The sequence below is a fragment of the Nonomuraea sp. NPDC049750 genome, from assembly GCF_040659625.1.
GTDB lineage: Bacteria > Actinomycetota > Actinomycetes > Streptosporangiales > Streptosporangiaceae > Nonomuraea.
This window is the reverse complement of sequence record NZ_JBFANB010000001.1, coordinates 174,318-196,425: the sequence shown is the minus strand read 5'-3', so window position 1 is coordinate 196,425 and position 22,108 is coordinate 174,318. Positions and strand designations below refer to the sequence as shown.

Below are 22,108 nucleotides of genomic sequence, written 5' to 3'. Positions count from 1 at the left end.
CTTCGAGCCACTACCAATACAGTACAGTACTGTATTGAAATCAAACCGCAGGAGACCCCATGCCCTTCGATCACCCCGGCTCGCCGCTCGGGCCGCTCGGGCCGGTCCGGTGCCGCGCGGCTACAATGCGGTCGTGTCTCGCACCTCCGCCGGCGCCTTCGTCTGCACCATCGCCGGTACGTCCCCTGGCACCTCGCCCGGTCCGTTCGCCGGGCCCTTCGTCGGCTGCTGGCCCGGCATCTTCGCGAGCATCTTCGTCGGCCCGTTCGTCGGCCCGCTCGTCGGCGTGGAGGGGATGAGCGTGGTGGCTCTCCCTGGGCGGTCAACATGAGCGGCACCGCGGCCTCGCAGCGGCCGGCTGGTCGGCCGCGCAGCCAGGAGGTGGACGCGGCCATCCTCGCCGCCGCACTGGACCTGCTGATCGAACGGGGCGCCGTGCTCACCAGCATCGAGCAGGTCGCCCAACGGGCCGGCGTGACCAGGGCCACCGTCTACCGGAGATTCCCCGACAAGACCTCACTGCTGATCCAGGCCATCGAGTCGGTCCACCAGGCGCCCGAGTCGGAGATCCTCGACTGGCCGGACATCGACCGGATGCTGACCGACTGGGCCACCTATCTGAGCATGCCCCGAAACCGCTGCATGCTCCGCCGGCTTTATGGCGCCGTGGACGACTATCCCGAGCTGCTCCAGACGTACCGCAACTCCTATAGCGGCGGCCGCGCCTCGGCCGAGATCACGACACTGAGCCGGGCCCGCGACAACGGCCAGCTACCACCCGACAGGGACCTGAACATCATCCAGCAGCTGCTCACCGGCGCGATACTGCACCACCTCGGCGCGTATCCGGACTCGACGAGCGCGGCCGACGTCAAGTCGTACCTCACGGCCGTACTCCAGCAGATCGGCTACCACCCCTGACAAGCAAGGGCCTCCCTCTTTGGGCGCTTCGCGCTATGGAAGGTCGGGCTGTGTTCAATGGGGGCTGCGCCCCCATGCCCCACAAAAGCATGGTCCTCGCTTCGCTCGGGCGCTCTTATTGGGGGCTTCGCCCCCGGGCGAGGGGCTTGCCAGCCCCTCGCGCTCCCCGGCATTCGGCCGATTCGACCACGTCCAGTACTCCGGCAGTCGAAAGCGAGCAGCGCATTGTCGTCCAGGGGGACGCCGGAGTTGGTCGGTAGCGAAACCCAAGTATTCGAGCCCCTTACGCTTTTCCGCATTAACAGAATCGTTGACCGCCGGTGACCCGCTCTTTCTTCCGCCCTGATGACGGGCCGTGGCCCTTGCGGTGGCCTCCTGAAGCGACACGGCCAGCCGTGAGCGGTCAACCCCAGAGCCAGATCTTCCGCCAGACTTCTTGAACGTCGCGTGGCCGTCCCCGGCTCGACTCCGTGACGACGGTCGGGCCGTTGGTTCGGTCGGTGCGCCGGATGACCCACTGTCCACCTTCGCCGCACAGTTCGTACTCGACTCTGCCCATCGCGACGAACTCCAGCACGCGGGAGCGCTCGACGCGCTCGATGTATGGGGTCCACTCCAGACCGACGTGAACGGCGGTCACTTGGATTCGCCGGTGTCTGGGGTGACTCGCTGGAGAAGCTCGGTCATATTCGTGATCGCTACGAACATGACCGTTTCGCGGGCCCGCCAGATGAGCAGTTCCCAGTGTTCCGCGCTGATCTCCCGGCCGCTGTCCTTGTGCCGACCGCGCCACGTCCCGTCATCCTGGCGCCAGACCTCGAATCCGACCATCGGGGTTGGGGTCTGGTAATCGGGCTGATCCATTGAGCCTCGCCTCGCTCACCTGTCTTGTCCTGGTGCCAAGAGTAGGGCTAGTGCGCTACGTGCGCTAGGTCTACTAGGTGCGCCGCCATCGCCACGTGAGGCAGATGTCCCTAGCGTGATCACGTGGCACAGATCGAGACCGAACAGCCTCGTTGGCGACAGGTGTACGCGGTGATCAGCGGACGGATCCGCTCAGGAGAAATCGAAGTCGGGGAGCGCGTCCCGTCGCTCGTGGACCTGACGGCAGAGTTCGGCATCGCGAACGCCACAGCACAGAAGGTCATCCGGCAGCTTCGCGCGGACGGCTTGATCCGGACAGAGCCGGGCATCGGCTCGAAGGTCGCGGACCGCGAACACTGGGAACCGGAGACCACCTAGCGCGCAGCGACGAGTCGATCGAGGTTCGCTAGGTCGGCCCGGATGAGATTGAGGAACTGCCCATGCACCTGCGCGTGAGCGGAGTGTGCTGAGCGGGTGCAGGAGGCCCGAGTCCTCGGCGCGGCGAACGGCTCATCCCGCCTCGATGAGTTGCTGGTCGAGGCCGTGACCAGCGCCGGGTCGCACATCGGCACCAAGTGCGTCCTGGAGGAGAGCGGCCAGGTCCTCCACATGGCCTCCGAGTTCGGCATGCCCGAGCAGATGGCCAGGGCCTGAGCCAGGGTGACACGCTGATGTTGCGAAGGGCGGCGATGGCCGTGCGCGGGTGGCTGGCTGCGTTGGGGCCGCATGGGCTCCACGGGCGAATGGGTCTCTTGACGCGTTGTCAGGCGGTGGTGAGTTGGTGGATGAGGGGGAGGAGGACATCGTCGACGATGGAGGTGATCGTGTCGTCGGCGGGCAGGTGGCCGTAGACGACCACTTCGTTGCGTACCAGGTCGAAGGGCAGTCGGAGCACTCGCGGCGACAGGTCCACGGCGCGGATCTCGTGCCGGTCCGCTGCCCTGGCGAGTACGGTCGCCGTCGTGTCTTCGCGGGTGGAGCGGGCGAGCCAGGCGTGCAGGGCGGCGGTGGCGTCCGGGTCGCGGGCCGTTTCCGCGGCCAATCCCGCCAGCACCTCGCCGCGTACGGTGCCGAGCCCGTTCACCGCCTGCCGTAGCAGCTCGATCAGGTCCGAACGCAGGCTGCCGGTGTCCGGCGCCTTGATGCTGGGCGGGGCGGCGTGCTCCATGGCGGCGAGCGCGAGTTCGGCCCGGGTGGGCCATCTCCGGCTGAGCACCGGGCGGCTGGTGCCGGCCAGCGCGGCAACCGCTTCGAACGTCAGCCTGGCATAGCCGACTTCGGTCACTATCTGCCAGGTCGCGTCCAGGATGGCGTGCTCCAGCCGTTCTCCCCGTCGCCGCGTGGCCGTCACTTGATCACTCCTTAGGATGCGCTTCGCATCTTACGCGTGTTAGCGTACCGAAACGCAATTAGATGCGCCCAGCATCTTAAGGAGAGTTCATGATCACCACGGACAGCGTTCACACCGAGGGCGCGCAGATCGTCTACGACTACCAGGGCCGCGGCCCGCTGCTGCTGCTGATCTCCGGCGGTGGCGGCGACGCCGCCCGTCACCAGGGCCTGGCCGCCCTGCTCGCCGAGGAGTACACGGTGGTCAGCTATGACCGCCGGTGCAACTCCCGCAGCACCGGCGACACCACCCAGGACATGGACATGGCCCAGCAGGCCCGCGACGCCGTCGCCGTGATCCATGCCCTGGGCCACGAGCGGGCCTACATCTTCGGCAACAGTTGCGGCGCCTCCATCGGCCTCGAACTGGCCGCTCACCACCCGGAAGCGATCACAAAACTGATCGCCCACGAGGCTCCGGTCATGTCGATCCTGCCCGACGGCCGTTTCTGGCAGACGTTCATGGACGGTGCCCACGACACCTTCGTCAAAGAGGGCGAGGTCGCGGCCATGAAGGTGTTCCACTCCTCCTTCGTGGGCTTCCACGAATCCACGGTCGCCCGCATCTCGGCGGAGAACATCACCCCGAACAGCCAGTTCTTTCTGTCGCGAGAGTTCCTGCCGATCACGTACTACACGCCGGACCTCGACCGGATCCGCGTCAACGGGGTGGCGATGGTCAGTGCGGCCGGCAGCGCCAGCACCGGCGCGTTCTATGCCCGTACCGCGCCCATCGTCGCCGAGCGCACCGGCTGCCCGTACGTCGAGTTTCCGGGCAACCACATCGCCTTCATCAACGATCCGGAACCCTTCGCCCAGGCGCTCCGCGACGCCCTGCGCTGACGTCTTTCTCATTCGGATGGAGGCCGACCATGGTTGAAGGTGGTGCCTGGATCCATCGCTCACGGCGGCACGGCAAGATCGCTACAGCACTCACCGTGCAAGCCGCTAGTTCTCGTGCAACCCTAGGTGCATGTTCGGTCACAAGCGCCAGGGCTTCTACTTTCGGCCGAGTCGACGGCGCTGGTTCTGGCACCGGCCCATCCATGCGTTCGCAGATGACCCGCCAGCGGAAGGGGACGAGCAGGTGTGGCGGGTCGCCTGGTGGCACGGCGGCTGGGGCGTCTGGCCGGCCGACGCTGATCCGATGGCAGCCGAGCCCATCTACGCGACAGGGAACATCCCGCAGGCCGACTCGGACGCGGCTTGCTGCTGGGCGGCAGGCGTGGTGCCCGCGCACCCGCGCCTGCACATCTCGTGTTCGCACCGGGGAGATCCAGCAGCGCCGTTCATGTGAGCGGCTCGGAGTTGTCGCAGTCCAAGCTGGTACTGCTGCTCTCGTCGGTGACCTTGTAGGGGCTGCCGTCGATGAACGTGCCGGAGATCGACGCTCGGGCGCGGTACCAGCCATCCCGACACGGCCGCGACAGCAATGGGTACGAGTGAGCGAGTCCGGGCAGTTCGTGGTAATGGTCGTAGTCGACCTCGTACCAGTCGGCGAAACGACCGTCCTTGTGGTCGATGGCGAACCTGGCCATGAAGGTGGTGATGACCTCTTGGTCGCACCTGACGCGGAGGCTCGCTCGGATGCGGGGTTCGGCGGTGCCGACCTGGACGACGGTAAGCGGTCCCCACGAGTTGACGCAGCCGTGGCGGCCTGCGGGATGGGTGGTGCTGCCGCTGCCGCTGCCGCAGTTAGCTGGCGTGGTGGCCAGGGTCAGGGCTGTGGCGATGACGGCGGAGTGTTTGGTCCACACAGCGGGGGGCTCCATGGGTGGCGGGTGGTCCGTCGTCTGAAACGGTAGTCGCGTCAGACACGTTATGTAGGCTATAGATCACTCTTCGCAGTCGTATCCGCGTTCGAATGCAGGCGTTGTGGTGGCTACTCGAGTCGTACTGTCGCCGTAGTTCTCCGTGCGTCATGCGCCGTGCACACCGCGTTATCGAGACGTCCAGGACCTTCCGGCGTTAACGTCAAAACGTCCCCGACGTCCTCAGTCCCCCGAGGTGCACCGTGGCCAACGCTGGTTGCAGGACGAACTCGCCTTCCACGCCCCGACGCCAGTGGTCCGTCGGAGAGGCACTAGGAGCTGAGACATTCCGTGCTATGGCCAGACGCTCTTCGCAACACCCTCAAAACTGGGCCGGATCGCGAAGTCTTGACCGTCTATCCGTATCGTTCCGCGTGTCCGAAATCGAACTGGTGCAATCTGATCAACTCCGCGGACGACGAGATCGTGTTCGCCGACTACACCAACTACTTCTTGTGGCTCGAACACCCCAACCTGGTGACGCTCCTTGAGCGGAAAGCCCAGCAGGGATGCAAGATCTGGTTCGTGGTCGGAGACCCGGAGAGCGACGTGACCCGCCACCGTGAGGAGGTGGAGAACGCTCCGCTGAGCGTCTCGACCCGCATCCGGATCACTCTGTCCGCGATCGAGCGACTGCGGGACGTCGCGGGGGTGGAGGCCCGGTTCGGCGACGAGCACCTCGCCATGAGCGTGTTCCGCTTCGACTCCGAGATGCTCGTCGCCCCGCACCTGGCCAAGCTGGTGGGGCACGACTCACCGCTGCTGCACCTGCGGCGCCATCAGGACGACGGCCTGTTCGACCGGCTCGCGCAGCATGCTTCCGAGCTTTGGCGTAACGGCCGTGACGTGTGGGAGCGGCCTCAGGTGCTGGGTGACGGATCCTCCTGACCGTGTACGGGTTGGAGTCCCCGAGCCCTTTATGCTGCTGGAAATGTACTAGTGCAATATCTGGCAGGACTAGTGCACTTGTTTTTGCTAAATGGCCGGATAAAGCGCACGCGGCTGGCGGCGTCGATACCGTGTGCGCATGGCACTTGATACGGCGTACGCATCCGTGCGGCGGGCGGATGTCGAAGACCATCAGGCGGTGTTGGACGTCCTCGCCGTGGCGTTCATGAACGATCCCGTCGCCTGCTGGGCCTTTCCTGCGGCGGGCGAGAGAGGTCGGCTGCAGCCGCGCTTCTACCGCGCCTTGCTCAGCCATCCCGCCGGGGAGGCATACCTGGTCGGCCGTCGCGAGGGGGCGTCGGTGTGGCTGACGCTGGCCGCGGGTCAAACGCTCTCTGGAGAGCATCCGGTCTATGAGGGGCGTCCGGATGCACCGGAGACGGGCCCGGACGCGGGGTCGGACATGGGCTTCAGTGAGATCGGCGCGCGGGCGCGGGCTCTGGATGAGGCACTGGCTGAGCGGCACCCCGCTCACGAACCGCACCTCTACCTGCCGTGCATAGGGGTGGTCGGCGAGCGGCGGGGCGCCGGGCTGGGCTCGGCGATGCTGCGGCACCGGCTGGCGCGAGCGGACGCCGACGGGCTCGGCACTTATCTGGAGGCGAGTTCGCCCCGGAGCCGGGCCCTCTACCTGCGGTACGGATTCGAGAATCTCGGCGAACCGCTTCGCGTGGCCGACAGCCCGCTCCTATGGCCGATGTGGCGGCCCCCGAGTCGTTGACGGCCGATGTACGACAACGCCGCCGACTCGCGGCACCCAACAAACACAGCCGCCGACTCGCGGCACCCGACAAACACCGCTGCCAATTCGCGGCACCCGACAAACACAGCGGTATCCACCAACAAACACAAGGGAAGAACAGATGACCCACGAAGCAGCGGCCAACGTTGATCGGCGCCCGCCGACCCTGGTGTTCGTCCACGGCACCAACTCCTCGTCCGCTCTGGCGTCGGGGCTGATCACCGAACTCAACCTGCGCGGGCACCGGAGCGTGGCCGTCGACCTTCCTGGACACGGCAGCGAGGCGTACTTCCCTCGTGGGTACCAGGCCCCGCAGGATCTTGAGGCGCTGGCGACCGAGCCGTCGCCGCTCGCCAAGATCACCATCGACGACTATGTCGAGCGAGTTGAGGATGTGGTGCGTCGCGCCCGCCGCCACGGGCCGGTGATCCTCGCCGGCGTCGACCAGGGCGGGGTCACCGTGAGCAGGGTCGGCAACGCCATCCCCGACCTGCTCGACCGGGTGGTCTATGTCGCGGCGTACTGCTGCGTCGACCTGCCGAACATGGCCGCCTACCTCGAAACGCCGGAGAACAGCGAGAGCCTGTTCCCCCAATTGACCGCGGCGATGGTCGCCGACCCGGCGGTCCTGGGGGTGAGCCGGCTCAACTGGCGCTCGGCCGACCCGGTGGTGTTCCAAGGCGTCAAAGCGGCCCTTGCCGGCGACTTCACCGACGAAGGTGTGAGCCGGCTACTCAACCTGCTCGAACCAGACGAGACCGCCGGCATCCCCATGGCCGAAGCCCGGGGCCAGGCGGAGACCTGGGGCCGGATTCCCCGTACCTATGTGCGCTTCACCCTCGACCGGCTGGTTCCGCCGGCGCTGCAGGACCGGTTCATCAACGAGGCCGACCGCCTCACTCCGGACAACCTGACTGACGTGCGAAGCATCGCGGCGCCCCATTTCGGGCCGTTCGACCGGCCTGAATTGGTGGACATCTTCGCTGAGCTCGCCAGCCGCTGACCTCACCCCGGGTTCCCGGCCATGCGGCATGGAACGGGTTGGAACGTGGTGGAACGCCATATCTCCAGGGGGCCGCCTCACAAACGGATGCGACGACATCATTCGCCGCACACCCATGGGGAGAAAAGCAATGAGCATTCAGTACGGCGTCACCGCGCAAGCGTCCTTTCTCCAGGGCGGTATCGCGGCCCGGTACCTGCCTTCGGCCGACGTCACTCCGTTCGCGGTGCGCCGGGACCCCTACGTCCGCGCCTCGGGGACACAGGGCATCGACTGTTCGATCAACCAGCACATCCCGACCTGCCGATTCCCGACGACCGACTGCACCAACAGCTGCCCCGACACGCCGACCGGTTCCTTCTGCCCGACCCGCGAGTTCGTGTGCTGACCGATGGTTCTCGCTCTGCCGGAACTCACCACCTACCTGCTGGATCGGCAGTACGTTCACCCGGAGGCGGTGGTCGACGGTGGTCTCATCGTCGTCGACGCGTCCCGCCGCAATCACAACGTCCTGGTGAGTGCTGAGCCGGCGGTCGGGCTGTTCGTCAAACAGGGTCGTTCCGATCCGGTCCAGTCGGCTACCGGCTGGACCGGGAGCGGGTCGCTGGCGCACGAGGCGGCGGTCTACTCTCTGCTCGACCTGCTCGACTCACTACCGCGCCCTTCCAGCGGCGGGGGGATAACGGGAGCACTGCCGCGCTGCCGTGGATTCGACGCCGAGCGCGATCTGCTCATCCTGGAAGCGCTACCGGACGCGTGGGATCTCACCTCGTACCACTCTCGTACGCGCCGGTTTCCGGCCACCGTCGGAACCCGGCTCGGGACCGCGCTCGCCGACCTGCACGAGCGCGCCTTTGCCGCGGCGCGGCGAAATCCGGCGGACTTTCCCGGGCGGCTGCCCTGGGTGCTCGGGATCGACCGTCCGGGAACGGCGTTCTATCGCGAGATGAGCAACGCGGGCCTCGAACTCGTCCGCATCCTGCAGTCGTCCCCGGAGCTCCGGGCGGCGCTCGCGGCGCTGCGTACCGGCTGGCGTCAGGATGCCTTCGTCCACCACGACGTCAAATGGGACAACTGCCTGGTACTCGCGAGCGGGGCGTCGGGGCGGCGTACCCGGGTGGCGCTCGTCGACTGGGAGTTCGCCGACCTGGGAGACGCGTGCTGGGACACCGGTTCGGTGTTCGGCGCCTACCTCGGCTGCTGGCTGGCCTCGATCCCGGTGACCGGCAGCGAGCTGCCCGACCGCTACCTGGAGCTGGCCGAGTACCCGCTGACGCGCATGCGACCGGCGATGCGCGCGTTCTGGGCGGCGTACGCCGGCACGCGTGAGTGGGACGCCGCGACGGCGGACGCGGCGCTGATCCGCAGCGCCCGCTACGCCGGGGCGCGCCTGCTGCAGTCGGCGTACGAACGGGCTCAGGGTGCCGCCCGCGTCTCCACGACCGTGGTGTGCCTGGCGCAATTGGCGGAGAACGTGCTGGTACGGCCGGAAGAAGCGGTCGAGCACCTGCTCGGTGTGCCTTGGCGAGGCCAGGCCGACCGGCCGGGTGTACGCCCGCGAAGAGGAGCCGACCCGGTTGGTGCGCCGCCCTTGCGAGGAGGAGCAGGCGCACCACTGCGAGGCGAAGCTGATCTGGTTGGCGTGACCCTGCGAGGAGGGGCTGATGAGTGACAGCCGCGCGTTGGTGGCCGAGGCCGTCGCCGCGACGCGTATTCACCCGCCGACGCGCTACACCTGGTTCGGGCGGATGTCGCCCCGGCTGACCGTACGCGCCGCCCAGGTGCTCAGTCCGCGTGCCAGCCGGGACTACCTCGTGCACCGGCTGGCCGGTCAGTTGTACGGCGACTTCTACTGGCGCGGCCGGGCCGAGCCGCCGCGCTGGAGTGTCCAGGGGTCGTCCGCGAGCCGTAGCGGCTTCGCGGCCGCGCTGTCGGCGGCGAACTGCGGGCAGGGATATCTGGACGACGGCTGGCACGTGCGCGGAATCGACGAGCGCGGGGTGATGGTCGCCAAGAACGGGCTGGAGCTGACCGTCCACGCCACCGAGTTGGCGGGTGTACCGGTCGTCGGTGAACGGGCCGCGATGCGGCTGCCCAAGGAGCTCTTCGAGATCTCCCCGGGCTTCTACCTGGCCCGCGCCGACCGCCCGATGGACACCGGGCCGAGCGGCCGGGTGGTGCGGTTGTACTGGAACCTCCGCGCGGACGGGGCCGTCCCGTTCGTCGGGGCCGCGACGCGGCTGCTCAACTCGGCGGGCGCGGCCTTCCAGCTCAAGGTACTGAACGATCCCGGCGCCTTCAGCCGGTGCGACGCGGGTGTGGTCTACCTGGCCCGTGACGACCATCCGGAGCTGGCCGACCTGATGCTGGCGCTGCATGCCGAGATCGGTGGGTTCCTGGCGCCTCGGACACCGGTGTTCACCGCTGAGCTGGCGCCCGGCTTGGGGTTCGCTGAGGATCCCGGAACGGGGGAGAGCTTCGGGGAGCACCGCTGCCGACTGCTCGCGGAGGCGCTGGTACGGTCGCACGAATCGGGATGGACGGACGACGCGGCCAGACTGGCGGCCGTCGAAGAACGCTTCGCCCGCGCCGGGATCGACCTGGACGCCCCGCACCTGAGCCCCGATCCGCCCGCCGACCTGGCTCCCGCGCCATGACCCCCCAAGACCGCGCCATGACCGCGCCGTTTGGCGGGCCCGCTGCCGAGCAGTTGGCGGTCGCGGTGGCGATCGGCGAGCGGCTGGTGAAGGAGGCCGTCTGGTCGGGGGACCGCTGCAACTGGGTCGGGGCCGAGCCGGTGGACCTGCGGGACCGAGTCGGTGCGGTGACGTATCGGGCGCTGGGCCCCAATCTGTACGTGGGCAGCAGCGGCGTCGCGTTGTTCCTCGCCCAGCTGGCCACGACCACCGGCCAGGACGAGTTCCGCCGGACGGCGCTGGCGGCGATGCGGCACGCGATCTCCCGGCGCGAGGACGTCAGCCCTGCCGCCCGTCTGGGCTTCTACAGCGGCTGGGCCGGAATGGCGGCGACCGCGCTCCGCACCGGCCGGCTGCTCGACTCCGCGGAGCTCGTCGACGCTGGAAGCGACCTGCTCCACGACCTCGCCCAGCAGCTCAGTGAGGTGGCGGAGGGCGAAGGACAGGAGCGCGACCTCATGTCCGACGCGGCAGAGGGCGGGGGACAGGAGCGCGACCTCATGTCCGGGGTGGCGGACGGCGGGGACCAGGAGTACGACCTCATGTCCGGGGTGGCCGGGGCCGTTCCGGCATTCGCCCTGGGATACCGGTACACCGGCGACGAGCGGATGGCCGAGGCGGCGGTCACGGCGGCCCTATGGCTGGGGAGATCCGCCAGGAAGTCCCGTACCGGCTGGTCCTGGCGCTCGCCCGGCCTGCGTAACCAGCACGATCTCACCGGCCTCTCGCACGGGGCGGCGGGTGTCGCCGTGGCCTTCCTGGAGGTGTTCCGGCTGACCGGCGAGGAGATGTTCGCGACGGGCGCCCGCAACGCGATGCGGTACGAGGACCGCTGGCTGGACGTCGGGGAGGGCAACTGGCCGGACTTCCGGGAGAATACGGCCGACCGCCGCGCCCGCACCTTCGTGACGCTGTGGTGCCATGGCGCGCCGGGCATCGCGCTGTCCCGGCTGTACGCGTACGAGGTGCTCGGCGAGGCGCGGTGGCGGCATGACGCGATGACGGCGCTCGCCACCACGGAGCGGGTGACACGCCCGCTGGCGAACGGCGGCGGGGCCGACTTCTCGCTCTGCCACGGGCTCGCCGGCAACGCGGAGCCCTTCGAGGAGGCCCGCGAGGTCCTCGGCGCCGCCGGCACGGTCATTCCACGGCTCGGCGTCGGCGCCGTCGGCACGGTCATTCCACGGCTCGGCGCCGGCGCCGTCGGCATGGACATCCCGCGGCTCGTCGCCGATCACGGTCTGGAGCGGTACGCGCGCGCCGGCGTGAGCTGGCCGTGCGGGACTCATACCGCGGAGACCCCGAACCTGATGCTCGGTCTTGCCGGGATCGGCTACTTCTACCTGCGGCTGGCCGTGCCGCAGGTCCCGTCCGCGCTGTTGCCGGTTCGGTGGGACCGGTGACCGATCACGGCCACAGCAGCAGGCGGGCGATGGTGACGGTACCGATCGCCACGATCAGGGTCCGTAGCACCGCGGGGCTGAAGCGGCGGCCCATGTGGGCGCCGATCTGGCCGCCGAGAGCGGACCCGAGCGCGATGAGTACGACGGCCGTCCAGTCGAAGTCCGCGACGAAGAGGAAGAAGAGCACGGCGACGGCATTCACGACGGCGACCAGAACGGTCTTGATGGCATTGAGGCGCTGCAGGGTCTCGTCCAGGAGCATGCCCATCAGGGACACGTAGATGATGCCCTGGGCGGCGGCGAAGTAGCCGCCGTAGACGCTGGCCAGTGTGAGGCCGATGTACAGCAGCGGGCCGCCGTCCCGGATGCCGGGGTTACCGTTCTGTTCGCGGCGGTTTCGTACGTACCTGCTGATCAAGGGCTGGAACGCTACCAGGACGAGGGCGAGGCCGACCAGAGCCGGCACGATCGTCTCGAACGCCGTGGCGGGCAGCGTCAGCAGGAGCGTGGCGCCCGCGAGCCCGCCCAGCATGGCACCCACACTGAGTTTCAGGATGCGACGGCCCTGACCGGTGAGTTCGGCCCGGTAGCCGATGGCTCCGCTGATGGAGCCGGCGATCATGCCGAGCGCGTTGGAGACCGTGGCGGTGACCGGCGGCAGGCCCGTGGCCAGCAGAACGGGAAAGGTGATCAGTGTCCCGGAGCCGACCACGGTGTTGATGGTGCCGGCGCAGACCCCGGCCACGAACACCGCGAGCATCTCTCCCGGCGTCACGCTGTGCGACCTAGCGTCGCATCGCCGCCAGAGTCAGAGCCAGAGCCAGAGCCAGAGCCGGACAAGATTGCCATGCTGGCGACCTTATGCGGCGAATGCTTCGCCACTCACCGAAGGGTGCAGGCGTCACTTCCTCTCCATGCTCAGGCGCCTACTTCCCAGGGCAGAAGACCGCCTTGGCCACCTGGTCGATGGCGGCTGGGGAGAAGTCCCTGTTGCTCACGCTCAACGTGGCGGACACGGCGAGCTGCAGGCGGCCATCAGGTGAGGTGAAGGTCATGGCCACGAAGCCGGACCCGCTGCCCCCGATCGCCTGCAGCGCGGGCTCGCCCCCGCACAGGCGGGCACCGGGGGAAGGCTGGGGAGGCGCGCCCTCCGGCGGGTCGGTGATCACCTTCTGCAACGACGCCGGCAGCAGCTTGCCCTGGACGAACGCGCGCTGGAAGGCGCTGACGTCACGTGCGGTAGAGATCACTCCGCCGGCCGCGTACCCGTAACTCGCGTTGAGCCGGTCCACGTCGCGCAGCTTGCCTTCGGGGTCGGGGTAGTAGCCATGCCCGTGCGGGCCCTTGATAGCGGCGGGCGGCTTGGTGGGCAGGTAGGTGTGGTTCATCTCGACAGGGGCGAAGACGCGCCGGGTGAGTTCGGCGGACAGGGGGTGGCCGGTCACCTTCTCGATGATCATGCCGAGGAGCATGTAGTTAGTGTTGGAGTAGGAGAACTTCTCCCCCGGCGCCCCCGTCCGGGGCAGGCCGCGGGTGGCCTTCACCAGCTCGACCGGAGGGTGGTAGGTCGTGAAGTCGAAGTCGTCGAACAGCTCGGATGCGAAGAAGTCGGGGATGCCGGAGGTGTGCCGGATCAGCTGTCGTACGGTGATCTCATCGGCCCGCTCAACCAGGTCCTGCTGAGCCACTTGCGGCAGGACATCGCTGAGTTTGTCATCCAGGCCGAGCTTGCCCTCCTTGACCAGTTGCAGCAGCACGGTGGCCGTCATCTGCTTGGTCTGGGAACCGACGCGGTAGCGGGCACCGGCGGGGATCTTGCCGCCCTTGCCGTCGAGGAGGCGGGAGCCGGCCGAGCCCTGGCCGACGCGCTTGCCGTCGACGTACACCTCGCCGATGGCACCGACCACTCCGGTGGTCTTCGCGAGGGCGTTCAACGCCTCCTGTACATACCCGGTCCGCGGTCGGTCGGCGGCCGTGGCGGGCGTGGCGATGCTCAGGGTCAACATCACGCAGGTCAGACCGGCAGTACGAGCTGCGGTCGCACGATTCACAACAATGGTCCTCTCCTCGCGGGAGCGCGCGGGGAGCATCCGGCAAGGCCAAGACGCTCCCAGCGTGCCGACGTTCGAGGACTTTCTAGGCCAGCGGCTGTTTCCTCACCGTTTCCGCAGACAGTGTGGTGGCGGGCCAGTCCACGAGCAGCCGTTCGGCCTCCTGCGCGGCCTGCGCGACCCCGGCGTGGAAGGCCGGTTGCCAGGATGCCATGTCTGACATGTCGGAGCCGAACGCCTTCAGAGAGGGGGCATCGGGGCTGACCGCCACGGTCGTGTCCGCACCGAGCCCGTCGAGCGGCTCGCGGGGGAACAGGTGCGCCAGCGGCTCGACGAGCAGCACCACGCGGGCGCCGGTGGCCAGGGCGGCGTTCGTGCCGCCGGCCAGGGCGCCGTCGATGTACCGGTGGCCGTTGATCGTGATGGGCGGGTAGGCGCCCGGCATGGCGGAGCTGGCCGCCACCGCGGCTACCAGCGGCGCGCCGCTGTCGCGGTCCCAGACTTCCGGCTCGCCGGTTTCCGCGTTGACCGCGGTGATGAGCAGTCGCCGGTCGGGCCATTGGCGCGCGGTGATCAGGGACTCCATCAGGGCGATGCGTTCCGCCTCAAGCATGGTGGGAGCTTCGAGAGCGATGCGGCCGACCCGGCGCAGGGCCTCCTGGGGTTCCAGGGTGGGGTCGCCGAGCACAGTGAAGACCTCGGCCATCCGCGCCGGGTCCGTTCGCGGGTGCGTCTGCGAGTCTGCCCGCGCGTCCGTCTGCGGGCCTGTCTGCGAGGCGGTCGAGCGCCCGTCCCGCTCCTGTCGGAGGTCGGGGTCGGGACCAGTACGTGTGGCGAGCCGGTCGAGGTCCTGACCGGTCGCCAGCATGGCGCCGACGATCGCCCCGGCTGAGGTGCCGACGATCAGGTCGGCGTCCGCGAGGTCCACTCCGCGGTGCCGTAGCCCGGCGGCCAGGCCGGCCATCCAGGCCGTGCCGGGGACGCCTCCGGGCCCGAGGACCAGTGCCCGCGAAGTTCTGTTCATGATTTCCCCCTGTGGATTGGTATGGGACCAGCTTCGGACCTCAACCAAGGTTTATGTCAAGTCGGCTCGTCGCTCCTCGCGGTGCCGGTGGTGTGAGAGATTAGAAGGATTCGTGGAGGTCTCACCGATGCATGGGGAGTGCCGTAGGTGAAGTCACGCGCGGCCAGTGGGGCCACCAGGCGCCAGGCCATGGCGGAGCATGTCCTGCGGCATGGCTCGGCTTCGATGACGGAGCTCGCCGAGACGTTCGGCGTGAGCGTGATGACCGTCCACCGTGACCTGGATCAGCTGGAGAGCCAGGGCATGGTGCGCAAGTATCGCGGTGGCGCGAGTGCCCAGGCCTCCAGCATCTTCGAAAGCAACATCGCCTACCGCAAGACCGCCCAGACGGCGGAGAAGGAGGCGATCGCCCGGCATGTGGTGGGGCTGATCGAGCCGGGGAGCTCGGTCATCATCGACGACTCCACGACCGCGCTGGCCGTCGCGCGCCATCTCGACGAGGTGGCTCCCCTGACCGTGGTGACCAATTTCCTGGAGGCGATCAGGCTCCTCGCCCCCATGCCGGGCATCCGGCTCATGGCGCTCGGCGGCGAGTACTACCCGACGCACGACTCCTTCCTGGGCGTGGCCTGCGTCGACGCGGTCGAGGCGATGAACACCGACACGGTGGTCGTCTCCACCTCCGCCATCTCCGACCGGCACGCCTTCCACCAGGAGCAGGAGATCGTGCTGGTGAAGCGGGCCATGCTGGCCGCGGGCACGCGGTGCGTCCTGGCGGTCGACCACACGAAGCTCGACCGCGTGGCCTTGCACCGGGTCGCTCCTCTCGACGCCTTCGACGTCATCGTGGTCGATTCGCACGCGCCGCCCGAGGCCGTGCAACGGCTCCGCGACCGCCACCACCGCGTCGACGTCGCCCAGGTCGAGTAACCAGGTCGAGTAATCAGGGGAGGGCGGCGAGGGGTAGCGGCTACGGAAGCGCGGTGCGGGGGACGGCGAAGATGGCTCGGCCGCAGCTCAGTGGGGTGGCTGTCTCAGTGGCGCACTGGTTCTTCGTCCATTCGGTCAGCGACCAGACCAGGCCGGTGGCGTAGTCGTAGGTGAGGGACTCCGGATGCATCCCCCAGCACTCGTAAGCCGAGCTGTAGGGGTTGGCGCAGGTGTGGGATCTGCCGGTGGAGGTGTTCAGTGCCCATAGCTCGCCTGCCTCGTCCTGCCAGCTGTGCGCCACATACCAGGTGCCGTTCCAGGACAGCACCCCCTGCATGTTGCCGACCTGGGTGCGGTACGCCTGGGCCGCCGGGGTGTAGCCGCTGGCGTTGGCGCTGAGCAGGAAGTTCGCGCCGCCGAGGTTGTACCGGTAGACCCTGCCGTGCAGGGCGGGATTGCTGAAGTACTCCACGGCGGTCAGGGAGTCGGGGCTGGTGCTGCGGTCCAGGGAGATGGAGGCGAAGCACGGTACGCCCGTGTCGCTGCTCATGGTGCAGGTGCCGCTGGCGTAGCTGTAGAAGCCGACCTCCGGCATGACGTACTGGTAGCCGTACGCGGCGTACCCGCTGCTCGTCTTGCCGATCGCCGAGCTCGCGTCGTTCACCTGCAGGATCTCCGACATGCTGAACACCCTGATACCGGTGGAGTTGGCGCCCGTCGCGCTGACGTACAGCTTGTCGCCGTACCAGACCATGCCGCCCATGTGCGCCTTGGCGGGGCCGAAGTCGTTGTTGGCGTAGCTGGTGGCGTTCGCGTTGGTGGTGCCGTCCGTCGGCGCGACCAGGTAGACCCAGCGGTACTCCGGCGCCGACGGGTTGGTGTAGTCGATGAAGGCGACCCTGGCGTCGTTGTTGCGGGGGTTCACGCCGCATTCGCCGGAGTTGCAGTAGTTCCAGCCGCCGAGGATGGCCTTGTACGCGCCCCAGGTGCCGTCGTCGTCGGCGTCGCCGGAGGTGGTGAGGCTCTGTGGGATCCACGTCTCGGTGCTCGCGTCACTGCTGTCCCAGCACCAGCTGACCGTGGCGGCCGGCTTGATCGGTAGTCCCGCGGCCTCGGTGCTGTCGCAGGTACGCATGGGGTGGTTGGCGCTGGTCATGACGTCGGCGAACTCGACCTCGGTGAGGCCCGGCTGCGCCTTGAGCGTGCTCAGGCCGGTCGTCGGGTGCCAGATGACACCGGCTCCGGAGACGGCGACGAGCGGGGTTCCGTAGGCGGAGTCGTCGACGGGGTCGGCGTGCGCCGGAGTGGCGACGGCGAGGGGGACGATGAGTAGCAGAAGGATGGCCACGAGTCTGGACAAGGGGGTGTCCTCTCTTACCGGCACATGTCCCCATATTTCGAGAAGGGGACAGCAGAAATCATGGAATCCGGAGCAGGCCCTCAGATAGCACTAAACACGTCTTAGTCGGATGAAATTGACATCAATGCGACGGCTAGGGTGGCGGCTGTGACGGCCACCCCCCTGAAGTTGTCCCGAGGTCTGCTCTTCATCGCCGACGGCTCTCCCGCCTACGCGCGGCGCTACACGCACGACGGCGAGGAGCCCGTGCACGCGCACAGCTTCGTGGAGATCGCCGTCGTGGTCGCCGGCACGGCCGTACACCTTTCCTCCGCGGGACGCCAGGAACTGCAGGCCGGGGATGTCGTCCTGCTGCGTCCAGGCGTCTGGCACGGGTACGAGGACTGCGCGCGGCTCGTCCTGTACAACTGCTGCATCGGCACCGACCTGCTCCGCAACGAGCTGTCGTGGACGCGCGAGGACCCCCGGCTGGGCTACCTGCTCTGGACCGGTCCGCACTCGTTACAGCGGCGCGGCCTGCTGACCACCCATTTGGCGGATCTTGATCTGCGTAGGTGCCTCGGCTACCTGGAGGCGCTCGACGGGCTGCGCGACCGCAGCATCCAGCGGCACCGGGCCGACGTCATCGGCTGGCTCTCGCTGTTCCTCGGACACCTCTCCCGCACCGTCGACACCGGCCAAGACGAGGCGGCGGCCGTCGGCGCGGCGACGCATCCGACGGTCATGCGCGTGGTGGGCATGGTGGAGGGGGACCTCGCCCACGACTGGACGCTGAACGAGCTGGCCGGGGCCGTCGCGCTCAGCCCCGCCTACCTGGTGCGGCTGTTCAAGTCGGCCACCGGACTGCCGCCGATGGCCTACCTGGGCCGGCTGCGCGTCGAGACCGCGGCCGACATGCTGCTGCGTACCGAGGAGCCGGTGACGTCGATCGCCCGGGCGGTGGGCTGGCCGGACCAGAGCCACTTCGCGCGCCGCTTCAAGGCGTACTTCGGACTCAGCGCGACCACCTACCGCAACCGATTCCGCACCTAGACCCGTCTTAGCCGAGCAGCAGCCGGGCCGGGCCGTGCAGGCCGCTCACCCGCTGCCCGGGGAAGATGAAATGCGTGGGACTGACCGCGTCCAGGTGCGGCGCGAGCGTGCCGTACACCTCGACCTCGACCGTGTTCTCACCCTCCCGTAGCGCCGGGCCGACGTCGAACCGGTACGGCGAGCACACCCTGACCCCACACGACCCGCCGTTGACCCGCACCTCCGCGGTGCCGCGCACCCGGCCGAGGTCCAGGAGAGCGGTGTCCGGGCGCTCGTCGAGATGGACGGTGCGGCGGTAGCGGACGCCGCCGCTGTACTCCGGCAGGCCCGAACGCTCCCAGTTGCCCAGCTCGATCGGGCCAGGCCCGGTCTCGATCTCGATCGGGCCGGTGAGGATGGCGCCGCCGGTGTGCCCGGCCTCGGTCACGACGCGCAGCAGGGCCTCGCGCGGTCCGGCCTGGCCGTTGAGGGACACCGCCAGGGGGCCGGTGCCCTCCGCCGCCGGCTGACCGTCGATCAGCAGCTCGGCCGCGCCGCGCAAGGGCACCCGGAGGGCGGTGGCGCCCGGCGGGACCTGGAAGCGCAGCCATTCGACCCGCCCCGCCGTGCCCGGCTCGGCCAGAACGGTCGGCAGCACGACCGGCAGCACGACTGAGGACACGGCCGGTAGCCCGGCCGAGGACGCGGCAGGGCTACCGGTCGAGGCCGTGGCTGGCGGCACGGTCGAGGACGTGGTCGGTGACGTGGGGTCGCCCGGTTCGTTTCGGTCGCCTGACAGCCAGGAGGTGTCGGGGAGGGGGTGCGGGCGGCGCGGCAGGTGCAGGGCGGCGGGGTCGCGGTACTGCGTCCGGTGGATCTCGGCCGCGACCCGTTCGCCGTCGTGCACCGCCCACCAGCCGGGCCCGGAGGTGACGCAGCCGTCGACCAGGACCGGCTCGGCGCCGTCACCGACCCGGACGGTCACCTCGTTCGCGCCGGGCCGCAGCACCCCGGCCAGGTCGTAGCGGCGGACCCGGGGCTTGCGGTGGTCGGCGTACGGGTCGAAGCCGCCCTGCCGGCCCATCTCCACCCCGTTGACCAGCACCTGGCAGGCCGTCATCGAGGCCACCTGGAGGACCGTACCCTTCGGCGTGAACGCGGCGGTCAGCTCGGTCGGGCCCGTCGGACCGGTGATCCATTCCGGGCGTACGTAGTGCTCGGGGTCGGTCACGACGGCGACGTGCGCGCGCAGCCACCCGTCGTCCTCGGGCACCAGCCGGACCTCCAGCAGATGGTTGCCGGGCGAGAGAGGCCGGCGGGCCAACGCCAGGTAGCCCCTGTCGTCCAGGTCGATGTCATGGCCGTCGATCCGCACCGCCTTGGCGGCGGCGGCGCCGACGGCGAGGAACCCGTGCTCCGGCACGGTCAGCTCGGCCCTGAACCGGGCACTCCGCCCCATGGCCACCTGCCCGAAGTCCAGGAATTCCTCCGGCACGTGCCCCTTGGGCCCGAGGTCGAGGCGGTGGATGGGGTCCTTCCTGATGCCGCGCGAGGTCGAGTACACCGCGGGCCGCCACTCCTCGCCGTCCGTCCGCAGACTGCCGTGCGAGCCGAACGTCGCGTACGCGGGCCGCCATTTCAGGCCGTCCACGCGGTGCTCGACCTCCCAGCGGTGCAGGACCGGCCCGGAGTGGCCGAGGTCGCCCCAGGCGTCGTCCAGGGTGGGTACGAGCTCCATCTCCCAGCCGGTGCCGAGATCGAGCTCCCCCGTGGGGGAGGCGGGTTCGATTCCCGCCACCTGCACGCCCCGCTTGCGCTGCTGGCCCGGCTCGTCCTGCTGGCCCTGCTCATTCTGCTGGTCCCGCTCGCCCGTGAAGACGAGCAGTGCGGCGGGCCCGGCGTCGAACGGCACGACGACCTCGGTGTGCTCGCCCTCCACTGTGTACGGCAGCGCGCGCACCCCGCCGCCGAACGGGTCCACCAGCAGCGGCGTCCCGGAGACGCCACGCACTCTCACCGGCATCTCGGCGGCGTATCGGCCGGGGTCGAAGTCGATGGTGGCCGAGTCCCAGCCCTGGTCGATGCCGCGGTCGCCCGGCCGTTCGACCGACACGTGGCTCGCCATGGGGAAGGTGGCCTGGAGGTAGACGATGGTGGCGCCGTCGAACTCCCGTACCAGCGGGGGAACCGGCGCCTCGACCCGGCGCAGCGGCGACAGCAGGGGACCGAGCTCGGCCGTCGTCGCGGCGAAGCGGACCCGCGAGCGCAGCGGCCCCTCCGGGCGCACACCCACGGCGACGACCAGCCCACCCCGATCGGCGAACGCCACGAGCGCCTCTTCCGTGGCAGGGTCGAGCGTCGTGCAGGCGGGCAGCACGATCCCGGCATAGGACTCGCCCGCGACCTCCAGCCGCGTCCGGGCCGCACTGTCCCCAACGGCGCCGCCCCCACTCGCGGCGCTCGCCCCCGCACCGTCCCCGGCCGCGCCGGTCCGGCCGGGCCGGATGGTGGCCCGCTGGACCGAGTCGTCGTCGATCACATCGGCGTCCAGCCCAAGCCGGTCCAGAACGCCAGGAAGCATCCGGAACCAGGCCATCTCCCCAACGATCTCGCGGTACACCTCCTGCGCCCGCGCGGCTTCCGCCCCCACCCCGTCGAGCCGCGTGTCCGCCTGCACTGTCGCAGTAGGCATGAGGACCGCCAGGTCACAGGCGTGCCGGCCCAGCGAGAGCGCCGCGCACAACCGCGTGACGGCGTCGGCGAAGACGTGGTGGTGCCGCCAGTACGGCTGCCGCCAGTCCGTGGCGGGCGGCGCCCACTCCCACCATCCCGCCTTGGTCGTGTAGTAGACGGCGTGCGGGTTGTACAGGGTGGCTCCGGCCCGCAGCCAGGGCAGCAGCCAGTCGAAGGTCTCCTCCAGCGTGCCGCCCCACCCGCTGGAGTGGAACGCCTCGATCCAGGTGCGCGGCCGGTCGTACAGGTGGGCCAGCGAGGAGTGCACTCGCGCGTCACCATGATGGTCCGAGCCCGGCGCGCTGAACCAGCGGTGCGTGCGCGCGTAGTCGGCGTACAGCTGCACGCCCTCCACCGGATGACCGGCACGGGCGGGATCCTGCTGGTCACAGCCGCTCAGCAGGCCGTGGCGGGCGTGCCACTCGGCGAGCGGCCGGAAGAACGCCTCCTCCGCCAGCTCGGCGCGGGTGCGCTGGTAGTCGCGGCGGATCTCGCCCGCCCCCGTGCCGTCCGCCCACAGCAGCGGCAGGTGCGGGGTGAGGTCGTAGCCCCGGCGCTTCTCGAACTCCACGGCGAAGGTGCCCGACCAGGTCGGGACCGCGGGCAGCTCGTCCTGGAAGGAGCCGGCGATGACCCCGCCCAGCCGGTGCCCCAGCCGGCGCTCGAACTCGCCGTGCACCCGGTCGATCAGCGCCGCGCACGCGTCCGCGGACAGGTAGTCGAAGCCGCGGGTGGTCACCGAGCCGTCGGGGGCCAGCCAGCGGCCGGCGAAGCGGGGCTCCTCGTCGACCAGCCGGGCCTGGAGGTCGGCGCCCGAGAAGCCGAGCTGGTCGTAGAACCACAGGGAGATCCCCAGCTCCTCGGCATCGTCGCACACCTGCTCCAGCAGGGCCCACCACTCCTCGGAGAAGAACGGCGGATCGTCGGCGTCGGAGCCGAACATCGGCCCCGACGGCGCCAGGTTGAGTATCACGAGGTTCCACACGCCGCCCTCGGCGAACCGCTCCAGCTGCCAGCGCAGCCGATCGCGTCTCAACCGCTCGCCGCTCCACCACCAGATGGCCGCGGGCGAGTACGCCCGGGGCGGGTCACGCAGGATGTCGGCGAGCGCGACGGGCAGGGTCATGCCAGCTCCAAGGGGTACGCGGCTGCTGAAGCGGCCTAACATTCGCATGTGATTCTCACGTTGTCCAGTGTTACAAAGGAGCCTTCCGGATCATCC

Annotated in this window: 24 protein-coding genes; 15 read left to right on the top strand and 9 right to left on the bottom strand. The window is 69.2% G+C overall.

The genetic code is table 11. The annotated features are described in order from the left end of the window. Positions 1-133 precede the first annotated feature (133 nt). Complete coding sequence (locus AB0J16_RS00910) at positions 134-331, top strand: hypothetical protein (protein ID WP_358532990.1); 198 nt, start codon at positions 134-136, stop codon at positions 329-331. Further along, complete coding sequence (locus AB0J16_RS00905; RefSeq protein WP_358532987.1) at positions 328-921, top strand: TetR/AcrR family transcriptional regulator; 594 nt, start codon at positions 328-330, stop codon at positions 919-921. The genes AB0J16_RS00910 and AB0J16_RS00905 overlap by 4 nt, the downstream gene beginning before the upstream one ends. 403 nt (positions 922-1,324) lie before the next feature. Here the strand turns inward: AB0J16_RS00905 and AB0J16_RS00900 are convergent, their stop codons facing one another. Continuing rightward, entirely contained in the window at positions 1,325-1,561 is a 237-nt protein-coding gene (locus AB0J16_RS00900; protein ID WP_358532984.1) for a hypothetical protein, read from the bottom strand. Beyond that, entirely contained in the window at positions 1,558-1,785 is a 228-nt protein-coding gene (locus tag AB0J16_RS00895; protein ID WP_358532981.1) for a hypothetical protein, read from the bottom strand. Before AB0J16_RS00895 ends, AB0J16_RS00900 begins: the two co-directional genes overlap by 4 nt. A 123-nt stretch (positions 1,786-1,908) precedes the next feature. Here AB0J16_RS00895 and AB0J16_RS00890 point away from each other — a divergent pair, with 123 nt between their 5' ends. Together AB0J16_RS00890 and AB0J16_RS00885 are read left to right on the top strand one after the other, a co-directional pair. Beyond that, positions 1,909-2,163: a winged helix-turn-helix domain-containing protein gene (locus tag AB0J16_RS00890; RefSeq protein WP_358532978.1), complete on the top strand. Its 255-nt coding sequence runs from the start codon at positions 1,909-1,911 to the stop codon at positions 2,161-2,163. 96 nt (positions 2,164-2,259) lie between these two features. Next, positions 2,260-2,439 (top strand): hypothetical protein, encoded by a 180-nt coding sequence (locus AB0J16_RS00885; protein ID WP_358532975.1) that lies wholly within the window; start codon positions 2,260-2,262, stop codon positions 2,437-2,439. 109 nt (positions 2,440-2,548) lie between these two features. Here the strand turns inward: AB0J16_RS00885 and AB0J16_RS00880 are convergent, their stop codons facing one another. Continuing rightward, positions 2,549-3,136 (bottom strand): TetR/AcrR family transcriptional regulator, encoded by a 588-nt coding sequence (locus AB0J16_RS00880; RefSeq protein WP_358532972.1) that lies wholly within the window; start codon positions 3,134-3,136, stop codon positions 2,549-2,551. A gap of 89 nt (positions 3,137-3,225) precedes the next feature. Between AB0J16_RS00880 and AB0J16_RS00875 the strand changes: the two genes are divergently transcribed. Then, complete coding sequence (locus AB0J16_RS00875) at positions 3,226-4,017, top strand: alpha/beta hydrolase (RefSeq protein WP_358532971.1); 792 nt, start codon at positions 3,226-3,228, stop codon at positions 4,015-4,017. A 130-nt stretch (positions 4,018-4,147) separates the two neighbouring features. Beyond that, a complete protein-coding gene (locus AB0J16_RS00870; RefSeq protein ID WP_358532969.1) occupies positions 4,148-4,471 on the top strand; it encodes a hypothetical protein in 324 nt (107 codons plus the stop codon). Here AB0J16_RS00870 and AB0J16_RS00865 read toward each other — a convergent pair. After that, complete coding sequence (locus AB0J16_RS00865; protein ID WP_358532967.1) at positions 4,464-4,931, bottom strand: hypothetical protein; 468 nt, start codon at positions 4,929-4,931, stop codon at positions 4,464-4,466. The two genes, AB0J16_RS00870 and AB0J16_RS00865, sit on opposite strands and share 8 nt — an antisense overlap. 402 nt (positions 4,932-5,333) lie before the next feature. Here AB0J16_RS00865 and AB0J16_RS00860 point away from each other — a divergent pair, with 402 nt between their 5' ends. The 7 genes from AB0J16_RS00860 (at position 5,334) to AB0J16_RS00830 (ending at position 11,777) form a co-directional block, all read left to right on the top strand. Continuing rightward, complete coding sequence (locus AB0J16_RS00860) at positions 5,334-5,873, top strand: hypothetical protein (protein WP_358532964.1); 540 nt, start codon at positions 5,334-5,336, stop codon at positions 5,871-5,873. 139 nt (positions 5,874-6,012) lie between these two features. Further along, positions 6,013-6,654, top strand: coding sequence for a GNAT family N-acetyltransferase (locus AB0J16_RS00855; RefSeq protein WP_358532962.1), 642 nt, complete (start codon positions 6,013-6,015; stop codon positions 6,652-6,654). Positions 6,655-6,796: 142 nt separating this feature from the next. Continuing rightward, the gene (locus AB0J16_RS00850) at positions 6,797-7,678 is read left to right on the top strand and encodes an alpha/beta hydrolase (RefSeq protein ID WP_358532959.1); all 882 of its coding nucleotides are present in this window, start codon (positions 6,797-6,799) and stop codon (positions 7,676-7,678) included. Positions 7,679-7,808: 130 nt separating this feature from the next. After that, the gene (locus AB0J16_RS00845; protein WP_358532957.1) at positions 7,809-8,066 is read left to right on the top strand and encodes a hypothetical protein; all 258 of its coding nucleotides are present in this window, start codon (positions 7,809-7,811) and stop codon (positions 8,064-8,066) included. A 3-nt stretch (positions 8,067-8,069) separates the two neighbouring features. Then, positions 8,070-9,350, top strand: coding sequence for a phosphotransferase (locus AB0J16_RS00840; protein WP_358532955.1), 1,281 nt, complete (start codon positions 8,070-8,072; stop codon positions 9,348-9,350). Further along, positions 9,343-10,335: a T3SS effector HopA1 family protein gene (locus AB0J16_RS00835; RefSeq protein ID WP_358532952.1), complete on the top strand. Its 993-nt coding sequence runs from the start codon at positions 9,343-9,345 to the stop codon at positions 10,333-10,335. The genes AB0J16_RS00840 and AB0J16_RS00835 overlap by 8 nt, the downstream gene beginning before the upstream one ends. A gap of 17 nt (positions 10,336-10,352) precedes the next feature. Beyond that, the gene (locus AB0J16_RS00830) at positions 10,353-11,777 is read left to right on the top strand and encodes a lanthionine synthetase LanC family protein (protein WP_358532949.1); all 1,425 of its coding nucleotides are present in this window, start codon (positions 10,353-10,355) and stop codon (positions 11,775-11,777) included. 4 nt (positions 11,778-11,781) lie between these two features. Here AB0J16_RS00830 and AB0J16_RS00825 read toward each other — a convergent pair whose 3' ends face one another. The 3 genes from AB0J16_RS00825 to AB0J16_RS00815 form a co-directional block, all read right to left on the bottom strand. Further along, positions 11,782-12,552, bottom strand: coding sequence for a sulfite exporter TauE/SafE family protein (locus AB0J16_RS00825; RefSeq protein ID WP_358532946.1), 771 nt, complete (start codon positions 12,550-12,552; stop codon positions 11,782-11,784). A gap of 151 nt (positions 12,553-12,703) precedes the next feature. Next, positions 12,704-13,783 (bottom strand): serine hydrolase domain-containing protein, encoded by a 1,080-nt coding sequence (locus AB0J16_RS00820; RefSeq protein WP_358534797.1) that lies wholly within the window; start codon positions 13,781-13,783, stop codon positions 12,704-12,706. Positions 13,784-13,913: 130 nt separating this feature from the next. Further along, the gene (locus tag AB0J16_RS00815) at positions 13,914-14,852 is read right to left on the bottom strand and encodes a patatin-like phospholipase family protein (protein WP_358532943.1); all 939 of its coding nucleotides are present in this window, start codon (positions 14,850-14,852) and stop codon (positions 13,914-13,916) included. Positions 14,853-14,999: 147 nt separating this feature from the next. On the opposite strand from AB0J16_RS00815, the gene AB0J16_RS00810 reads away from it, so the two are divergent. Then, complete coding sequence (locus AB0J16_RS00810; protein WP_358532940.1) at positions 15,000-15,782, top strand: DeoR/GlpR family DNA-binding transcription regulator; 783 nt, start codon at positions 15,000-15,002, stop codon at positions 15,780-15,782. Between the two features lie 40 nt (positions 15,783-15,822). Here the strand turns inward: AB0J16_RS00810 and AB0J16_RS00805 are convergent, their stop codons facing one another. Continuing rightward, complete coding sequence (locus AB0J16_RS00805; protein ID WP_358532937.1) at positions 15,823-17,142, bottom strand: hypothetical protein; 1,320 nt, start codon at positions 17,140-17,142, stop codon at positions 15,823-15,825. A 147-nt stretch (positions 17,143-17,289) separates the two neighbouring features. Here AB0J16_RS00805 and AB0J16_RS00800 point away from each other — a divergent pair, with 147 nt between their 5' ends. Further along, complete coding sequence (locus tag AB0J16_RS00800; RefSeq protein ID WP_358532934.1) at positions 17,290-18,174, top strand: AraC family transcriptional regulator; 885 nt, start codon at positions 17,290-17,292, stop codon at positions 18,172-18,174. Between the two features lie 7 nt (positions 18,175-18,181). Here AB0J16_RS00800 and AB0J16_RS00795 read toward each other — a convergent pair whose 3' ends face one another. Then, on the bottom strand, positions 18,182-22,012 hold the full coding sequence (locus AB0J16_RS00795; protein ID WP_358532931.1) for a glycosyl hydrolase: 3,831 nt from the start codon (positions 22,010-22,012) through the stop codon (positions 18,182-18,184). Positions 22,013-22,108: the final 96 nt, after the last annotated feature.

Excerpts from the sequence above, each read along its gene's own strand:
- AB0J16_RS00875 (WP_358532971.1), top strand. The coding sequence starts at position 3,226 with ATGATCACCACGGACAGCGTTCACACCGAGGGCGCGCAGATCGTCTAC.
- AB0J16_RS00855 (WP_358532962.1), top strand. The coding sequence starts at position 6,013 with ATGGCACTTGATACGGCGTACGCATCCGTGCGGCGGGCGGATGTCGAA.
- AB0J16_RS00845 (WP_358532957.1), top strand. The coding sequence starts at position 7,809 with ATGAGCATTCAGTACGGCGTCACCGCGCAAGCGTCCTTTCTCCAGGGC.
- AB0J16_RS00795 (WP_358532931.1), bottom strand. The coding sequence starts at position 22,012 with ATGACCCTGCCCGTCGCGCTCGCCGACATCCTGCGTGACCCGCCCCGG.
- AB0J16_RS00830 (WP_358532949.1), top strand. The coding sequence starts at position 10,353 with ATGACCGCGCCGTTTGGCGGGCCCGCTGCCGAGCAGTTGGCGGTCGCG.
- AB0J16_RS00835 (WP_358532952.1), top strand. The coding sequence starts at position 9,343 with ATGAGTGACAGCCGCGCGTTGGTGGCCGAGGCCGTCGCCGCGACGCGT.
- AB0J16_RS00905 (WP_358532987.1), top strand. The coding sequence starts at position 328 with ATGAGCGGCACCGCGGCCTCGCAGCGGCCGGCTGGTCGGCCGCGCAGC.
- AB0J16_RS00815 (WP_358532943.1), bottom strand. The coding sequence starts at position 14,852 with ATGAACAGAACTTCGCGGGCACTGGTCCTCGGGCCCGGAGGCGTCCCC.
- AB0J16_RS00840 (WP_358532955.1), top strand. The coding sequence starts at position 8,070 with ATGGTTCTCGCTCTGCCGGAACTCACCACCTACCTGCTGGATCGGCAG.
- AB0J16_RS00850 (WP_358532959.1), top strand. The coding sequence starts at position 6,797 with ATGACCCACGAAGCAGCGGCCAACGTTGATCGGCGCCCGCCGACCCTG.
- AB0J16_RS00895 (WP_358532981.1), bottom strand. The coding sequence starts at position 1,785 with ATGGATCAGCCCGATTACCAGACCCCAACCCCGATGGTCGGATTCGAG.
- AB0J16_RS00870 (WP_358532969.1), top strand. The coding sequence starts at position 4,148 with ATGTTCGGTCACAAGCGCCAGGGCTTCTACTTTCGGCCGAGTCGACGG.
- AB0J16_RS00820 (WP_358534797.1), bottom strand. The coding sequence starts at position 13,783 with ATGTTGACCCTGAGCATCGCCACGCCCGCCACGGCCGCCGACCGACCG.